The organism is Paenibacillus sp. CH40 (assembly GCF_024213605.1).
Classification (GTDB): domain Bacteria; phylum Bacillota; class Bacilli; order Paenibacillales; family Paenibacillaceae; genus Paenibacillus; species Paenibacillus polymyxa_B.
In genome coordinates this window covers 147,177-165,609 of record NZ_JANAVQ010000003.1, presented here as the reverse complement: position 1 = coordinate 165,609, position 18,433 = coordinate 147,177, and the positions used below count along the sequence as shown (strand labels likewise).

At 41.5% G+C, this 18,433-nt stretch carries 10 protein-coding genes; 9 read left to right on the top strand and 1 reads right to left on the bottom strand.

The genetic code is table 11. From position 1 onward, the window contains the following. The first annotated feature begins 10 nt into the window (after positions 1 to 10). The 9 genes from NLX73_RS10675 to metK all read left to right on the top strand — a co-directional run bounded on the left by NLX73_RS10675 (position 11) and on the right by metK (position 17,356). The gene (locus NLX73_RS10675; RefSeq protein WP_013312307.1) at positions 11 to 1,141 is read left to right on the top strand and encodes a glycosyltransferase family 4 protein; all 1,131 of its coding nucleotides are present in this window, start codon (positions 11 to 13) and stop codon (positions 1,139 to 1,141) included. Positions 1,142 to 1,332: 191 nt separating this feature from the next. After that, positions 1,333 to 5,352 carry an S-layer homology domain-containing protein gene (locus NLX73_RS10670; RefSeq protein WP_254326136.1) on the top strand — a complete coding sequence of 1,340 codons (4,020 nt, stop codon included), beginning with the start codon at positions 1,333 to 1,335 and terminating at the stop codon, positions 5,350 to 5,352. 352 nt (positions 5,353 to 5,704) lie between these two features. Then, positions 5,705 to 8,842: an efflux RND transporter permease subunit gene (locus tag NLX73_RS10665; protein WP_254326135.1), complete on the top strand. Its 3,138-nt coding sequence runs from the start codon at positions 5,705 to 5,707 to the stop codon at positions 8,840 to 8,842. 19 nt (positions 8,843 to 8,861) lie between these two features. Then, positions 8,862 to 10,208 (top strand): efflux RND transporter periplasmic adaptor subunit, encoded by a 1,347-nt coding sequence (locus tag NLX73_RS10660; RefSeq protein WP_254326134.1) that lies wholly within the window; start codon positions 8,862 to 8,864, stop codon positions 10,206 to 10,208. 541 nt (positions 10,209 to 10,749) lie between these two features. Continuing rightward, entirely contained in the window at positions 10,750 to 13,122 is a 2,373-nt protein-coding gene (locus NLX73_RS10655) for a copper amine oxidase N-terminal domain-containing protein (protein WP_254326133.1), read from the top strand. Between the two features lie 99 nt (positions 13,123 to 13,221). Next, a complete protein-coding gene (locus NLX73_RS10650) occupies positions 13,222 to 14,757 on the top strand; it encodes a stalk domain-containing protein (RefSeq protein ID WP_254326132.1) in 1,536 nt (511 codons plus the stop codon). 45 nt (positions 14,758 to 14,802) lie between these two features. Next, positions 14,803 to 15,390 carry a hypothetical protein gene (locus NLX73_RS10645; RefSeq protein WP_254326131.1) on the top strand — a complete coding sequence of 196 codons (588 nt, stop codon included), beginning with the start codon at positions 14,803 to 14,805 and terminating at the stop codon, positions 15,388 to 15,390. 141 nt (positions 15,391 to 15,531) lie between these two features. Then, entirely contained in the window at positions 15,532 to 15,822 is a 291-nt protein-coding gene (locus tag NLX73_RS10640) for an alpha/beta-type small acid-soluble spore protein (protein WP_061831635.1), read from the top strand. 331 nt (positions 15,823 to 16,153) lie between these two features. Then, entirely contained in the window at positions 16,154 to 17,356 is a 1,203-nt protein-coding gene (gene metK / locus NLX73_RS10635; protein ID WP_013312298.1) for a methionine adenosyltransferase, read from the top strand. Positions 17,357 to 17,485: 129 nt separating this feature from the next. Here metK and NLX73_RS10630 read toward each other — a convergent pair whose 3' ends face one another. Further along, on the bottom strand, positions 17,486 to 18,388 hold the full coding sequence (locus NLX73_RS10630) for a TetR/AcrR family transcriptional regulator (protein ID WP_254326130.1): 903 nt from the start codon (positions 18,386 to 18,388) through the stop codon (positions 17,486 to 17,488). Positions 18,389 to 18,433 lie beyond the last annotated feature (45 nt).

Genomic DNA, 18,433 nt, shown 5'->3' with positions numbered 1-18,433 from the left:
GAATGATCAAATGTTATTGATCTATATTATTGGGTTCATCATGGCACTGGGACTTGCGCTGTTACTGACACCGCTCGTCAAGAAATTCGCTGTGAAGGTTGGAGCCGTCGATGTACCGAATGCCCGAAAAGTACATACCCGAATTATGCCGCGTCTTGGCGGACTGGGGATTTTCTTGGCATTTCTGTTGTCCTTATTGGCGGTGTTACCTTTTGTGCCTGACGGAATGCTGTCCTCTCGGGATATTAACTTTATCGCAGCCTTTCTGATTGGCGGCACGCTGATTACACTGATTGGTGCTCTCGATGATCGTTTTGATCTCAATGCAAAATTGAAATTTTTGGCTCAAATTGCCGTTGCGTGTATGGTCGTGTTTGCTTTTGATATTCGTGTAGATTTTGTAAATGTACCTTTTCAGGATGCATACTCATCTTTGGAAAGCTGGATTTCCATTCCGCTTACGATTTTCTGGATCGTAGGTGTAACGAATGCCATCAATTTGATTGACGGTCTGGATGGACTGGCTGCAGGTGTCTCAGGAATTGCGATTGGGACTATCTTTGTGATGTCGGTATTGATGGGCAATTACATGGTAGCTATGCTTTGTCTTGTACTGCTGGGCAGTATTATCGGATTTTTATTTTTCAACTTTCATCCTGCGAAAATATTTATGGGTGATACAGGGTCATTATTTTTAGGTTTCTGTCTGGCCATGCTATCCATGCTTGGTTTCAAGCAAATTGCTATCGTATCTTTTATTACGCCATTGATTATTATCGGTGTACCTTTGTCAGATACATTCTTTGCTATCATTCGTCGCAAGTTGCAGAAAAAACCGATTTTCTCTCCGGATAAAGGTCATTTGCATCACTGCTTACGCGAACTAGGTTTCAGTCACAGACAGACGGTGTTGATTATCTACGGTATTGCGGCATTTTTCGGTGTATTGGCCGTGATTCAATCTTCTGCTGCGCTTAATGAAGCGAACTGGGTCACCTTTGTCGTGATTTGTATTATGATGTTCTTCCTACAGATTGGTGCAGAGGTTATTGGTCTTGTTGGCAAAACCAAACGCCCAGTTATAAACACACTGATTCGGTTGCTGGCTAAGCCAGATTCCCAAACGCGTTCGAAATTATAATTTTAATTTAAAAAGTAAGCCTTCAAGCTTGGCGGTATACCGCGGGTTTGAAGGCTTTTTTGATGTTTGCTGTAAAAAAACTCCCTCCTTTTTTGAGAATTTACTAATTTTTTGTATGTTTACTACCGATAAAAAAAGTATTGAATGATTACGTACCCCAAGGTGCGACAGAATCAAAGGAGGACAATGATTTGAAACGATTGCTATCCATGTTGCTGACGGTTGGTCTCATCATTGGCTTGGTGCCGGCGGCCCTGGTAGGTACGGCTCATGCTGCGACGGGAACTTATTTTATTTTTCCAAGTGAAAAATATGATGTGGATTCGGCTAGAATGGTAAACACTGACCGAGTTACAGTTAACGGTACGATTAACGGAGTGAACGGAAGTACTATATCTTATAGTGTATTCCAACTCTCTAAAAATGGAACAAACCTTAACGTGGTTAATAAGAACGAGAGTCAAAAAGGCGGAATTACAGTCAGTGGCTCTACGCTTAAAGTTACAGACATTAAACTGTTTCCTGGTTTGAACCGGATTACATTTCAAAGTAGCCAAAATTCGGCTGATATGAAGGACTCCATTTACATTGAGTATCAGGATGGGCCTAAGCTTTATGATCTATCTGCTACGTTGAATGGTGAAACCGAACAGTTGCTTGAGAATCAGACAGCGGTGCTGACAGACGCACGCAATAGCGGTACGGATGATGTGAAAGTAGTCATTCAAGGTACGGCTCCTAATGCTGACAGTGTTACGCTCACGTCTGCAAAAAGCAGTAATACGTATACAGTTAACTCTTATACCGCATATAAATTAACAGGTAGTGTGGTACTCAGTCCAGGTAAAAATATAGTGACTATTAAAGTGGGCAACGGAACTCAGGCCCTCACAGTTACACGTGAAATTACGATTTATACGGGTAAACCGGAATTTTCTGATTTGACCCTGAATAAGGATGGGAATGTTTCTGCTGATTTGACCACTTCGCCTGACTTTACCGTATCGTCTACAAGTGGTGTGGTTTTAAAAGGTAATGTTTTAGTGCCAGGCGGTGCAACTGATCCAGGAGTGGCCACAATCAATGCACGTTTTACCGATGTGAGTAACAATGGTAGTGCTGTGGGTAGTGCGACTGGGGTTGATGCCACAATTGATACTGCAAATGTAGTTACTTCAAATGGTTATAAAGTATATCCATTTCAGGTGACTGTACCTTCGGAAGCTGTACTTGATCATTTGACCAGAGCATCCCTGGGCATAACTTATACGGATAGCAGTACACCTCCAGCTCCATCGGCTGTCCAATTTACATTGCGCAGCAGCACTCAGCCGTATATTGATGATGTTAACTATCTTCCTGATTTTAATACTCAATTGTTGAACAGAACTAAAGGAAGCGGGTCTGATCAGGCAGCTGCCCTAGATGAAGCTATGAAATTAACAGGTAGCTCTATGAAGAACAAGACTACAGATGCTGCATCTGTACCTGTAGGTATGGAGTTTATCGTTGTTAATGGCGCACCTTCTTCAATTAGTGAGCTTTCTGGAGTATCCGTTCATACTGTAGGGTCGCCTCAAGATGTGATTCGTACAATTAATGGTAAGTCAACGCAAGTGAAGAAAATTGTTGCTTATGTAGACACTTTGCCTAAAGAAGGACAAAATGTACTGAATTTTTATCTGAATGGTGACTCGACCAAGTTAATTAAAGCAACGGTGAATCTGTTGCAGGGTCCGTTCATGAAATACGATACGATTTATGATGGGCAACAAATTCCGTTGAATACATCCAGCTCAAACTTGAATACCTATAAATTGACTCAACTGGGCTACTTTAAAGGTAAATTGCTTGATGTGAGCAATGCAGCAGATATTCATTACACTGGAAGTAACCGAAATGTATTCCTGTATATTAATAATGTATTGGTTGATTTGGATGGTTCAGGAGCGGACTTCAAGCTTGCTGCTTCCTCGGACACAGCCGCAGCCAATGCCTTGGCGAACGGGAATAATGAAATCAAGTTTGTATACAAGCCAGGTATTGAGTACAGCAATACGGTAAAAGTAAACTTTACACAGACGAATATTCCAGTAATTCCTGTTCCCAACACACAAGGAATCATCCCTTTTACACCAGTTAGCGGCTTGAGCAATACGCCGAAATATAGCGAAATTGCTCCGAAATCAAAAGATGCTAATTTCACCAAAGTGGATGATACCAACTACAATACATCTCTGAAAAATATCAATGTATTTGGTACTTTCAGTATTGCTGATTTGGGTAAAGCAGATCAGGTAAATGGTTCGTTAAGTGATATTGCTAATAAAGATCAATATATTTTGGAGATTAAGGGATCGGATGACAGTGAAGTCAACTGGACACTGAGTAACGAGTTTTTCTCAGCAGAAGATGCTAAGACAACATACAATTCCGGTTCTACTACAGACAAATTTACAAATAAAGATTTAAAAGACCTGCTTGTGTACTACCATCCGGACAAAAAGTATTTCAGCTTTGTGTTGAAAAACCAAACTATTTCGCAAGATGGAACACCAATAGCTTATAATATTACCTTGTACAATAGCGGTAAGAGCGGACCATTTGCTACTTTCCGACTGCAAGTATCCGGTCAATCCACATCTTTTGATATTTTGCGTCCGCTCCCTGAAAAGAGAATCGTGAATCAAAACTTTGTGCAAGTTGTTGTAAATGCAGGTAATGCAGATAGTGTTACGGTAGGTAAAGAAACAGCAGTTCAAGAGGGTTTCGACTCTGATTATGATGGCACCATTGATTATCCATCAACTTACAAAGCCATCGTTACAGGTCTAAAAGCCAACAAAGATAATAAAATTGACGTAGTGGTTACTGTAGGTAAAGAAAAACTGAAACAGACCATTACTGTTAAATATGTGCCTACTAATATCCCTGGCGAGCAGTACATGGAAGCGATGAAAACATCGCACAAAGTGTTCGATGGTAATCTTACACTTGCTTTTGCAAAGGGAACGAGTCTGATTCGTCGGGACTACGATCAACCGCAACAGTTCAAAAACCAGGTTTTCTCTGGTCACAATTTGTACTTTGCAATAGCAAATAGCGAAGATGGTGTGGTTGACCGTCATGAATTTGAAACTGAAAAAGCATTGTCCGATATGCAGAGCTTGATTGCAGATGGAAGTAGATACTTCAACAGAGATTTTCCGGCCCGCTTTAATATGTCGAGTCCGGTATTCTGGATTGATCCAGGTACAGCAGATGACATTAAAACGGATGATTACGATCCGGTAACTTATGGTGCTGATCCTTATCAATTGGCTAACAAGTCGCAAAATGACAGTAGCAAGATCAAAAACTTCTACTGGCGCGACCCATCTAACGAGTTAGTACCATCCAAGCGTGCTACATTGACGCTGACGTATGATAGCAGTATTGCTCAGGATGCAGGGAAACAAATGACAGTGTTCTATTTCGATTCTGATCTTAAAGATTGGCAGAACATTGGTGGTGTAGTGGATCCGAAAAAACATACCATTAAGGTACCGTTTGATCGTTTTGGCTACTATGTAGTTGCTAAGGTTGGAGAAACGTATAGTGATGTCATTAAGCACAAATACGCTAGAGATTACATCGAAGCTATCTTGGCCAAAGGTGTCATGAACCCAATGGATCCAATTAATAGCTTTGGACCTGACAGCTACATTAAAAGAGGCGAGTTCACGTCTATGATTGTCAAAGGTCTGCAAATTCCGCTTAATTTCAGTGGAGCGAAGCATTTCGACGACGTGTCTATTCCAAATACGATATCAGCAGATGCTCTATACGATTATCGTTATATTGAAACAGCTGCGCGTGCCGGTATTGTCAAAGGTTCACAACCAAGAATCTTTATGCCGGAAGATGTAATCACGCGTCAAGATGCAGCAGTCATTATTGCCAAGGCATTGAATTTGAAGCTGGAAACAGATCATGACAAAATCATGAAGAACCTGTCTAAGACCTTTAAAGATGCGGACAAGATTGATTACTATGCGCAAGCATCTATATTGGCTATCGCCAAGAAAGGTTTTATCACAGGGTCGCCTGTGGATGCAAGTGATCTGAAAAAAGGATATATGTTTAATCCTACTTCCTTGACCTTGCGCGGAGATGCAGCGATTATTGTAGCTAAAGTTATGGCTGATAAAAAACTGCTTCCTAAAATCTAATCAACAAAACACCTGAGTTTATTAAACATCCCTCCATGCGAAATGGTAATTCCCTTTCATATACATGTGAGGGATGTTTTTTATAAATCAGCTATTTGACTGGGATTAAGGGCCTATGCCATAATATCAATGAGATGAAAACTTTGGCTAAGCATTACAACGTTTTTTATTTTCGATTCACATTAAACGTATGTAATTAACTGTTTTTTTTTAAGCGTTTATCTCAAAATGTGTTTATTATTTTTTTATATGTTTTTTTTGCACATTTATCTGAAACTTTACGCCTATTTCATCGTAGTAGTGGATGAGTGTGCTTAAATATTACATAGAGAAGTGAGTGGGGAGTGATGAGATGTCTCAGTTTTCAATACGCCGTCCTGTAACAGTATTTATGTTAATTATTGCTTTGCTAATCGGGGGCGGTATTTTTGCGTTAAGGCTTCCTGTCGAGCAGATGCCGGATATGAAGTTGCCTATCGCTGTGGTAGCGACCAGTATTCCGAACTCGACACCGACGGAAGTTGAGGAATTGGTGACCAAACCTATTGAAAAGAGTCTGGCTTCTATTGAGAATGTAGATACGATCCAGTCCGAATCTTCAGAAGGATCATCTATGGTCATCATTCAATTTAATTGGGGAGTAGATATAAATCAGGCAACCCTCGACATGCGAGACAAAATTGATGGGGTCAGAGGGTCTCTTCCAAAGGCGGCAAATTCACCGCGCGTACTTAAATTAGATCTTAATGCAACGCCGGTTATTACCCTCTCTTTTACAGGGGACCAAGAGATTAACAAGCTGAAGCCTATTGCTAAAGATATTATCCAGCCGAGGCTTGAAAGAATTGCGGGTGTAGCTTCAGTCAGCATGTCAGGTGGGCAAGAACGGCTTGTGAAGATTACTGTAGATCAGGCCAAGCTTCAAAGCTATGGCATTACGCTGGATCAAATTAACCAGGCGCTATCGTCTAATAACGTAGCTGGTTCTGCTGGTTCGGTCTACCGAGGCACTACAGAAATTCAACTTCGGGTTCAAGGTGAGTATAAAGCTGTTTCAGAAATGGGTGAAACGCCAATTCCAGTAGGGAAAGGAAGCGTTAAGCTAAAGGACATTGCGACAGTTGAAGATTCCTTGGATGAAGTTACGACCATTTCTACCTATAATGGAAAGCCAAGTGTCAATATTTCTGTTACTAAAGCTACAGGGGGAAATACCCTTTCCATCGCCAATTCTGTGAAGGAAAGTTTAGATTCCATACGGAAGGAATTACCTCCGGGGACTCAACTGGAGATGGTAACAGACGCTTCCAAACCTATTAGCGACTCCGTACACTCACTAGTAGAGCATGCTATATTGGGACTTATTATCGCAGCCATTGTGTTGCTGTTATTTTTGAATAGTATACGTTCTACCATTATTGCTACTATTGTTATTCCAATTTCTTTCGTAGCAACATTTATGATGATGTATTTCACCGGACAAACCATTAATATTATTTCACTTAGCGGTTTGCTTCTGGGGCTAGGATCCTTTGTCGACTTTGCCGTTGTTATTATTGAGAATATTTTTAGACAGCGGCATGAAGGGAAGAGTATGCTACAAGGGGCTATTGATGGCTCCAAGCAGGTGGGTAATGCCGTTATGGCATCTGCACTTGCGCAGATCGTAGTATTTTTACCAGTTGTTTTTGTTGATGGAATAGCGGGAGTTCTATTTAAACCGTTGGCGTTAACAGTTATTTTCTCTCACATTGCAGCCTTGGTCGTATCCCTTCTGATTGTGCCGATGCTCGGTTCACGTTGGCTACCTACCGTACCGGATGAATCCATATACTCTTCAGGTACTTATAAGGGTGTTAACCCTATTGTGTGGTTTAATATTGGCTTCGAGAAATTTAAGGGTGGGTATCGCCGTGTACTGAAGTGGGGAATCAACCATAGAAAATCTGTGTTAATTATTACTTTATTAATGTTCGTGGCAGCTGGGGCTCTAGTTCCTTTCGTTAAGGCTGAATTTATCCCAGCATCCGATACTGGGGAATTCACAGTTAATGTGAAACTTCCTAATGGAACGGTCTTGGAAGAAACGGAAAAGGTTGTTCAAGATATAGAAAAAGAAATATTGAAAGTTCCTGATTTGGATAAAATGACAGTGACAGTTGGGTCTGGTGGCAATTCTGCCTTTTCAGGTGCAACTCCAACCAACTCGGCAGATTTAAGTGTTACGCTCAAGGATGGGCATCAGCCAACAGATGTTGTAGTTGAGGGCCTTCGTAAGAAATTTGATAGTATTCCGGATGCAGAGATCACACTAACGTCCACAACAGGCCTTTCAAGCGGTGCGGCTGTTAACATTAATCTAAAAGGTGACGATATTGACGTCCTGAGAGAACTCTCGGACAATCTCGTTGCGGACGTGAAAAAAATACCGGGTACGGTTAATGTGAAAAGTAGCTTGAGTGCGGTTCGCGAAGAATATGAGATTACCGTTAATCGGGAGCTTGCGAGTCGATATGGCTTATCAGCAACTCAAATCTTATCTGCAGTGAATACGTCTTTTAATGGATCAGTCGCTACAAGCTATCGTACAGGTGAAGATCAGATTGATGTGAAGATATCATTGCCAGAGCAAAATCGCCATGATTTGTCAAATCTACAAGCCTTGCGGATTACCACTCCTCAAGGTATTGATGTACCTTTGTCTTCCGTAGTAAGTATTGATAAACGGACTGTACCCGATACTGTTACTCGTGAAGACCAAACGCGTCAAGTGCAGATTACAGCTGATATTGGCGGAACAGGGGATATCCTTACTATTAATCAAAAAATAGATGCTCTTTTGAAGACTACTCACTTCCCAGAGGGCTACAGTGCAGATACGGGTGGCGGCCAAAATGAACAAATGATGGAGTCTTTCATGAACTTAGCGATAGCTATTTTGCTATCTGTCGTGCTCATTTATATGGTTATGGCAGGACAGTTCGAATCGTTGCTCACACCGTTTGTTATTATGTTTTCCGTTCCACCTACGGTAATTGGTGTGCTTATCGGTTTAGCTGTAACCGGGGCGAGTCTCAGCGTTTCAGCTTTGACGGGTTACATCATGCTCGTCGGTTTGGTCGTCAACAATGCCATTGTTATGATTGACTTTATAATTCAGCTCCGAAAAGACGGCCAAGATCGGGATGAAGCTATTATTCATGGAGCTTCTGAGCGGTTGCGTCCGATTTTGATGACCACGCTGGCTACTGTACTAGCTTTGCTCCCAATGGCATTCGCTACAGGAGAGGGTAACGAAACACAAGCACCGATGGCTGTTGTTGTTGTATTCGGGTTATCCTTCGCAGCTGTTATTACATTGATTCTTATTCCGGTAGTCTACGTCATCATGGATAATATGATACAAAAACGTAAGAATCGGAAATTAAAAAGACAAGCGAAGAGAGAATTGAAAAAAGAAGCGAAACTACAAAAAAGTGTTCATATATAAGGTGAGGTGGAGAAACATAATGAATAAAAAAAGTGCTCTGATTGCTACAACTTTGCTTTTATCAGTTGCATTAGCGGGTTGCGGTGGGGGGGAGGCCCCTGCCGCACCGACTACGGCCCAACAGGCCACTCCGGTCCAAGTGGCAAAAGTCACCAAGGGCAGCATTAACGATTCAACAGGTATCATTGGTAGCTTTGCTCCTAAAGAGACGGCTCAGGTGTCTCCGAAAATTAGTGGCAAAATTCAAAGCATTAACCTTACAGTGGGGCAAAAAGTAAATAAGGGCGACACATTGTTTACTATAGACCAAAAGGACTTGCGGGACTCCATTAAGCAATCCCAGGAGTCGTACCAGGTTGCCCTGGCCAATTTAAAGCAGGCAGAGTCAGGTGCAGCGCAATCGGTGCAGCAGGCAGAATCCAGCGTGGATCAAGCCAAAAGTGCGCTTGTCCAGCAAGACAACACGATCACTCAAGCTCAGACCAGTCTGGTAGATGCTCAGAGTTCTGTGCGTGATGCTCAAAATACGCTTAATCGCAACCAACAGCTGTTTAGTGCGGGTGCTCTTTCTCAATCCGAGTTAGAGCAGTCTCAAATAGCGCATAGAAGGGCTGTAACTGCGGTGGAGAATGCACAGATCACACTTCATAATGCACAAACGTCTAAGGAAAGTGCGCAAACAACATATAATAATGCTCAAAAGTCATTACGTCTTGCACAACAGAAAACGGGCATTGACGTAGCTCGTGCTTCTGTCAATCAGGCTAAGTCCAGTTTAGACACAGCTCGTAGTCAATTGGTGGATGCTGTAGTCAAAGCTCCAATTTCCGGCACGATATCGGTAGTAACAGGAACCCAGGGGCAAATGGTTAGTGCACAATCTGCGGTTGCTACAATAGCGAATACCAATCCTATTATTGCCAAAGTTAACGTTTCTGAATCTGAGCTTCTTAAGTTGCAGGTGGGTTCATCTGTAACTGTAGGCGTGGACTCGTTAAATAAGCGAATTGAGGCCAAAGTATCGGCTGTCAATCCGGTAATGGATAATGATCTCAAGGCATATCCTGTCGAGATTTCAGTCCCTAATGGTTCTGGTGAATTAAAATCAGGGATGGTTGTAACTGTATACATGAAATCAGAAGCTCCTAAAAACATTTTGGTATCGCAGGATGCCATTACGGAGCAGGCAGGGAAGAAGTATGCTTATGTAGTGGAGGGAACTGTTGCTAAGCGGGTAGAAGTGCAGACAGGCCAGGAGAGTGCCAAACAGGTTGAGGTAACCAAGGGGCTTGCTGAAGGACAAAATGTTGTCGTTAAGGGCGTTAGTCTGCTTACGGATGGCGCGAAGATTAATGTAGTGAAGTAATTTGTCTCGGTTATATACCGTAAATCACTGTTACTCCGTCATTCCTACTACTTAAAGTGTATTAGAGTATTAGATTTCAAGGGAATCTATAGACTTTATGTACTTTATATATTCTATGGATAATTCTTAACGAATATACTCCATTAAAGACCGACTTAGATGTACGAAAATAACCCTTGTACATTTAAGGTTGAGAAGGTAAAAGTTGTAGGATGACGGAGGAACAGGTTCAATAGTATAATTATGACTGTGGAAAGCGGAATACATAATCAAAAAAAAATAAAAATTTTTTTTGAAACGGACGCAACTTTTTGAACCCATGCTACGTCTAATTGGGTGAGTATGAAACAAAGGGGTACAAAAGCGTAAAGACAAAATTCGCTAAAAAAAATCTTTACTGCATTGTTATCACATTGTATAATACTGGAGTACGTCATAAATGGTCGCTTTCTTTCAACTAGATTCCAAGCTTCTGTGATATTGTCACAGATATCATTTTATAAGGGTTCTCATAAAGCTCGGAAAGGAGGTGTAACGACTGATGAGTGACAAGATCCGACAAAAAGACAAAAATAATATTTCTGGTTATATTCAAGGAGGAGAAAAAAAGGTTATGACAAAGTTTAATAAAAAAATGATCAACGTGCTGGCAACAGCAACATTGGTTGCTGGTGTAGCAGCTCCAATCGCAGCATTGACTGCACCAACTGCAATTCATGCGGCTTCTAGCTATGTTGCTGTTAATACTCCTAGTATTGGTTCGAGCCAAACTACTAACACTACTCTGGGTAGAGTGAAAGTTAACGTAAGCCAAGCTTCTGTTGGTAAGAATGAATCTTTCACAGTTACATTGCCTAAAGGCTTTGAATTCGCTACTGATCCTGGTGTTGTTCCTACTGCTATTGATTCTACTTATGGTTTGGGTGTTTACGTTGATCCAGGCGATAACAATGATGATGCTGCAGCTCGTGCAGAAACAGGATATGTTCCGGGTGAAGGTGTGACTGTAGAGAAACTCACTAATAACTCTGCAAAAGTGACTTTCAACTTTACTAACTCTAAAGATAGCGTTGATCTTTACCTGAACTTTGGTAAAATTAATGTTAACGGACCTAGCAATGGACCTGTAAAAGCTACTTTTGATGCAGCTTCTGCAAGTGGTTTTACTAGCGGTGAAGCAACAATTGCAAACGTAGTTTCTTCCGGTCAAGTATCTTTGTCTGCTGCTGATACAGTTTCCAGTGAAGAAAACTTTACTGCAACTTTGAAAGTTAAAGAAGAAACTGCTGGTTCTTTGGGTAATAATAACATTAAATTGAAATTGCCTAGCGGTTTCAAATGGGATTCAGCTCCTAAATCCCCAGCTACTATTTTGTTTACTTCCAAGACAGACAAAGCAATTAAACCATCAGATGTGAACTACTCTACTGATGGCGATACTCTTACTTTGTCTTTGAAAACAGTAAGTGATGCTCAAACTTCTTTCCAATTGCCTGTAGGATTCTATGTTGATGATGAAAACAGTGCTAAAGAAGGCGACGTAACAGTTAGTATCTCTGGTAATGCAACAACTGATGTTAGCTCCCTCGTAGTAGGTAGCTATGGTCAAATCGGTGGTGGCGTTTCCGTTGCTACTCCAACAACAATTCTTGCTGGTCATGATGAGCAAAAAATTGGTGATGTAACAATTAAAGAAACTGTTGCTGGTTCTTTCGTAAAAGGACGTACTGTAACTTTGCGTCTGCCTGAAGGTGCTCGTTGGCAGTCAACTTTTGAAAGCAATACCCCAGGAAGCAACTTCTCCGGTTCTATGGAGAACACTAACGGTTTGGGCGGAGCAGAAGTTTCCTATACTGACTCTGACAAACGTACTTTGAAATTGACTTTCAACAGCGCTAACAGCACAACTGATGCTGGTACTTTGAAACTGAAAAACGTTGAAGTTGCTACGCAACCAGGTTTCTCCGGCGATCTGAACGTTGATGTTGCTGGTAGCCAAGGTCTGAGCGGTACTGTTAAGGTTGCAACTGTGAAACAAGCAGTTACTCTGGCTGCTGCTTCCAAACCAACCCTGACAATCGGTCTGGGCGATCAACAAGTTGGCGATATCACAATCACTGAAGCTGCTAAAGAAGCTTTCGTTAAGAAAGACGGTAGCCGTGAAGTAATCTTGGAATTGCCAACAGGCGTACGTTTTGCTTCTACTCCAGAAGTAAAAGTTACAGCTGGTGACGTTAAAGTGAAGAGCGTATCTACTGATACTTACGGCGAAAGCAACAAAGGCCGTCTGAGCTTCTACATCGACAGCGAAAGTGCTACTCCAAGTACAATCACAATCTCGGCTCCTAAGCTGACTGTTGACCGTACTGTAGCTCAAGGTGACATCGTTGCTAAGCTGAAAGGTAGCGCAGTTTCTTACACTGCATACAAAGGCGCAACTGACAACACTCAAAACTGGAAAGACAACAACACTGCAGCTGCTGAAGTAGCAATCGCAACTGTTGGAACTCCAGCTCCAGGTGCTACTAAAACTAAAGCTGTCTTCACACTGGGAAGCACTTCCTACACTGTGAACGGCGAAAGTAAAACTTCTGATGTAGCTGCTTATGCTGAAAACGGACGCACTTACTTGCCAGTACGTTATGCAGCTGAAGCTTTGGGTGTATCCCCACAAAACATCCTGTTTGACAAAGCAACTTCCACAGTTACCCTGATTAAAGGTGACCGCGTTGCTCAAATCAAACTGAACACAAACCTGTTGACTATTAACGGTTCTGTGGTTCGTATGGACGTTAAAGCTGTAACTAACAAAAACCGTACTGTACTGCCTATCTTCTGGGTGAGCAGAGCGCTGGATGCATCCATCAACTATGATGCAACTGCTAAAACAGTAACTGTTGAAAACAACAACTAATTTAAGAGCAACTCTTTTGAGTTAACTGAATTAGATGAGAAGAGGGTTCCTTTTGGAGCCCTTTTCTTTTATTAGTCTTATTGACAAAGGAGAGAAATTATGAAACGTTTTGGAGTGGCAGTACTGTCCACATTGGTTCTTTCTTCTGCGTTCGCCAGTCTTGCAGGAGCTCAACCAGGTGATATAAAGGTTATTATTAACGGTGTAACACAGCAATATACCCAGTCCCCAGTTGTTAGTCAAAATACAACCTTGGTGCCTCTCCGTGGTGTTTTCGAAAGCTTGGGTGCGAAAGTCGATTGGGACAGCAAAGCTAAAAAAGTGACAGCATCTAAAAATGAAGATACATTGGCTTTAAATGTTGGTTCCAAGCTTGCTTATAAAAATAGTAATCCTGTACAGCTCGATGCAGCGACTCAAATTCAAAAGGGTCAAGTACTTGTTCCTTTACGTTTTGTGAGCCAATCATTAGGCGCCAAAGTAAATTGGGATCAAAGTACACGTACAATTACTATTTCAAACCAAGTAGATGGAAGTACAGTTGGCGAAGCCAATAGTTTGTCCAGCAAGCCTCTCACAGCTCCTGTGACTCAAGTTACTTATGATACCTATTATAATGATTCGTTGACCTATGATGATGCAGTTAAACTGGCTATAGCTGATAGTACTACAGTTAAAACAGCAGAAACGAATATTGATCAAACTGGGAAAATCATGAAGGAAGCTGGCAAGAATATTGACTTTGTTCCAGCAGAAGCAGGTGATGAAGCTTCTGATAAAGCTTTCAAAGGTTATGCTCAGACTAACCTTAACTACGAGGCTGCTAAAAAGAACTTGGATATGACCAAAGAAGGTATTGAATATAACGTAAAGGATCTTTATAACAAGCTCCTTCAAAAGCAGAATGCCGTCAAGTTGGCTGCATTGAATATTGAAGATGCGGAGCGCAAGCTAAAAGTTGCACAAATTAAAAGAGACAATCAAATGTCGAGTGATTATGAGGTTACACAAGCAACCAATCAGGTGACTCAAAATCAAGCTGCTTTAGAAAAAGCAAAAAAAGATTTGGATAGTGCTTATGTGTCGTTGAACCAAGTGATTGGCTACAAACCGGAGCAACGTTATGAATTGAAGGATAAGCCTGTCTATTATGAGTTTAAAGATAATGTGGAAACTAAAGTAAGCCAAGTACTTACTAGCAGTACTGCCATTTGGTTGAGTGAGCAAAAAGTGGATTTAGCTGAATTGAGTTTGAAACTTTACAACTTTAGTACTCCAGGAAATACGCCTTATGAAGCTGAACAACTTAATGTCGAGAAAGCTCAGTATGCAACAGAGGGTACAAAGAGACAACTCGAAGAAGCAGTAAGAACAATCTATAACAACATCAAAGCGTTGGAAAGTCAATATTCACAGATTCAAGCTGGCTTGGTGAGTGCTAGAAGTGCGGCTGATATGGCTAAGAAACAATTTGATGTTGGGTTGGCTACAGAGCTTCAGGTTTATGAAGCTAATTTGAAAGTCACTACTGCTGAGCAACAGGCCGAAGATATAGTTGCAAATATTGATACTTTGAAGCTGGCTTTCAATAAGCCTTGGGCTATGCAAGGTTCCGCTGGAGCAAGCGCGCAATAATTTATGCCTAACTATACTTGTTATAACCTGCAGTAGGAGGATTTCATGAAATCACGCTATAAAGTATCGCTGGCTGCTGTTTTACTTGGTGGAGGAATTGTTGCTGGTTCCTTAATGAACAATTCAGTTAATGGTGCCTCCAGTTCTGGACAACCTGGCACAGCTGATGATCCAGTCGTAACCAAAAGCTATGTTGACCAAAAAATTGCTCAGGCAATTAAAGGCGGAGCACCAGCAAGTAATACGAGTAGTAAAACGACTAGTTCGACTACTCCAACAACTCCAACAACAAACACTACTTCTAACACAACAGCGTCAGGAGCTTCTGGTGCAGGAAAAACTTTCACACCAGAGCAGACAGAGGCTTTAAAGGTAGTTGATGTAAAGCCTGGTCAAAAACTGATTGCCAAAGCAGGGTCAGAGTTTATTTTACGTAATGGTTATGCTGTTGTGTATAGTATGGATGCCAGTGGTGCTATTGATATTACTTCTGGAACGGAAATTGTCCATAATCAGGCTGTCGAAAAAAATCATTTATTATCCTTTCCTAGAGAAGGAAGAGGTATTCAAGTAAAAGAAGGTCAGAAGTTTGGTCTGGTCGTTATGGTACGAGGCGGTTACACTGTTCAATAAACTGTTTTTGTATATAAGCTGCTTTCGGTGGCCTTTTTCTTAAATACTGCTTGGGATAGCAAATTGTTCTTGGCTAAATTGAACCTAATCGCTGCACACTAACCCCATGAAAGACAATATGTTTAGTGGAGGGTGTATACGATGGCGTCAAGAGGTCAAAGACGATTAATTCCCGAAAGCCGTGCCAGGTTAGATGATTTGAAGTATGAGATCGCTGCTGAGTTTGGGCTACCAGTTTATAATCCTCAATATACTCATATACATCCCAATGCTGACAGTGAATTTGCTGCAGAATTGGGGGAGTTTGCGGGGGGCCAAAATGTAGCATGGCGTGATTTGACTTCAAGACAGAACGGTTCAGTTGGTGGTGAAATTACTAAGCGACTGATACAATCTGCTGAACGTAGCTTATCTGAATTTGGTACATTGTAAATAGCAATAATTTCTACAGTTTTTTAACATATAGTAGCGTATAAACTGGGGTTATTTACATGTGAATCGAAAATGATTTGCATGTAAACTTACCTCAATTTCGAATGTTGTAATTAGGCTGCACGAATTGACACCTTGTTTTAAATAGGATATCATGGCATTTGAGGCTTGTACGCAACCTTTTCCTACCGGAAAAGGTTCATTTTTTATTAATAAGGTAACAAGATATCTCCCGCCATTTGTTGGCTTGAAGGTATCTGAATAATGCCATTGCCATGTCAGGATTTTTTAATAAATCCTCATGTATTTTAATTGTGGGAGGTTGAAATTCATGTCTGTAAAAGGCCGCCATTTGTTCACGTCCGAGTCTGTAACAGAAGGCCATCCGGATAAAATCTGTGATCAGATATCCGATGCTGTATTGGACGCCTTTCTGGCTAATGACCCTAATGCACGGGTAGCATGTGAAGTATCGGTAGCTACTGGTCTCGTTCTCGTCATTGGTGAAATCAGCTCCAAATCGGAATACGTGGATATTCCATCCATTGTACGTAATACGATTAAGGAAATTGGCTATACACGTGCGAAATACGGTTTCGACTATAATACTTGCGCTGTATTGACTTCTTTGAATGAACAGTCGCCGGACATTGCTCAAGGGGTTAATGCTGCCTTGGAAAGCCGTGATCCTGCCGAAGTAGATAAAGAAACGGAAAACATTGGGGCTGGAGATCAAGGATTGATGTTTGGTTTTGCTACGAACGAGACACCTGAGTTGATGCCTTTGCCTATCGCTATGTCTCACCGTATTGCACGACGCTTGTCTGAAGTACGTAAGGATGGAACACTGAATTACCTTCGTCCAGACGGCAAAACCCAAGTAACGGTAGAGTATGAAAATGGTAAACCTGTTCGTATTGATGCTATTGTGGTTTCTACGCAGCATGCGGAGGATACTACTTTGGAGCAAATTCAAGCAGATATCAAAGAAAAGGTTATTTTGCCAGTTGTTCCTGCCGAATTACTGGATGAGCAAACCAAATATTACATTAATCCGACAGGACGCTTTGTTATCGGTGGTCCTCAAGGAGATGCAGGTCTAACAGGCCGTAAAATTATTGTGGACACGTATGGTGGTTATGCGCGTCACGGCGGGGGAGCATTCTCCGGTAAAGATCCGACCAAGGTGGACCGTTCCGCTGCTTACGCTGCTCGTTATGTAGCGAAAAACCTCGTGGCAGCTGGATTGGCAGACAAAGTGGAAATTCAGCTTGCTTATGCCATTGGTGTAGCTACGCCTGTTTCGATTAACGTCGATACATACGGTACGGGTAAAGTAAGCGATGAGAAGCTAGTTGAATTGATCCGAAATAACTTTGATCTGCGCCCAACAGGCATCATTCGCATGTTGGATCTGCGTCGTCCAATTTATAAGCAAACTGCTGCCTACGGTCACTTTGGCCGTACAGATTTGGATGTACCATGGGAGAGCGTAGATAAAGCTGAAATTCTAAAAGAACAAGCAGGGCTGTAATTCCTCGTATATTATCAAAATAAAAGCAATAACCCAAAAAGACTGTTTCATGCTTTGCATGAACAGTCTTTTTTTGATGTGTTTCGCTGTTAAGTATGAATTTGCACCGAAGTACCGAATACTGAGTGACTACTCGGATATCGGTGCATGGTCCAATAAATTTTTAAGTAAACGACAAACCTTTTGCAGTTCCTTGTACTGCTCCAAATACGCAAAAAGGGCTTTCAGGAGGCCTTTTTGAGGGTTCGATTTCAGAGCCTCTTCCTTTAAATGAGCGTAGATTTGCTGACACTCCTGTTTCTCCTCTGAACTCCACGAAGACAGCAGTATACTGTCTTCCAAGGAGTGGAGAAGGCTGTTAATTTGACGGCCTTGGTCAAAGGGGTTACTTAGAGCACTTTCAGGTAACCAGCCTTGCTTGCTCCAGAACAAATGTGGAGCTGAATCAGCATTGTTCAGGCTGGTTGCCAAGGAACTGGATAAGAAGATAATAAACTGTGTTAGATGTTCAATCGTTTCATCATTCATCCGATCGGCAAAGAAGCGAATATATTCAAACACAATGCTTTTAAGTACAAAGGTCATATCCCATGCATGATCTTCAATGCTCGGTCCAAAAATATCGATCAGGCAGTCGCGAACCCATCTGTACAATTTGTATTCATGATTCTCGAATGCGTAATTAAGTTGTTCATTCTGAAAAATAAGCATGGAAGGCTCAGGAAGATCCATCATGAGATACACTTTGTTTTCAACGAGATTTTTCAAGTAAAGTACAATAAAACCGTGCAGTTTATCGTGCTTAGAAAGATTAGGTTTGCTGTAGAGAGCCCGGATGTCTTGTTCAATGTTATTTTCCAGAATGATACACATTTCTAGAGGAAGTTCTTCTTTTCCCTGAAAATATTTATAGAAGGATGCCTTCGCCATCCCACTTTCTTTGGCGATTTCTTCAACAGATGTTGAATAATAGCCTTTTCTGGAGAACAGCCGAATGGCTGCCTGTAAAATATCATTTTTCTTACTTTCCATACATACTTCCCCCTAGGGACCGGCCAACTCGACAGCATCGAATTC